This window comes from Microvirga sp. HBU67558 (assembly GCF_018069605.1).
Taxonomy (GTDB): Bacteria; Pseudomonadota; Alphaproteobacteria; order Rhizobiales; family Beijerinckiaceae; genus Microvirga; species Microvirga terrae.
On record NZ_JAGPUP010000028.1, the window covers coordinates 1 to 238 of the forward strand.

1 protein-coding gene is annotated in these 238 nt (G+C 63.4%); it reads left to right on the forward strand.

The features are described from left to right. Positions 1 to 67: 67 nt before the first annotated feature. A partial coding sequence (locus KBI52_RS00110) for an FAD-dependent oxidoreductase (protein ID WP_210804712.1) occupies positions 68 to 238 on the forward strand: 171 nt, incomplete at its 3' end.

Sequence of the window (238 nt, forward strand, 5' to 3'; positions counted from 1 at the left end):
CGAGCCTGTACCACCCCCGCAGCCAGTGACATGATCGTCTGGACCGATCATCGGAAAGCTGGCGCCAATGGCTAATGTCGTGATCGTCGGCGGCGGGCCGGCAGGCATCCGAGCAGCATCCATTCTGGTCGAAGCGGGTCTGAAGCCAATTCTCGTGAACGAGGCGAGGCAAGTGGGCGGCCAGGGCTATCGCATGCCCGCCCGGAGCCTTGCTCTCGACATCAAGGCTCTGATGGGC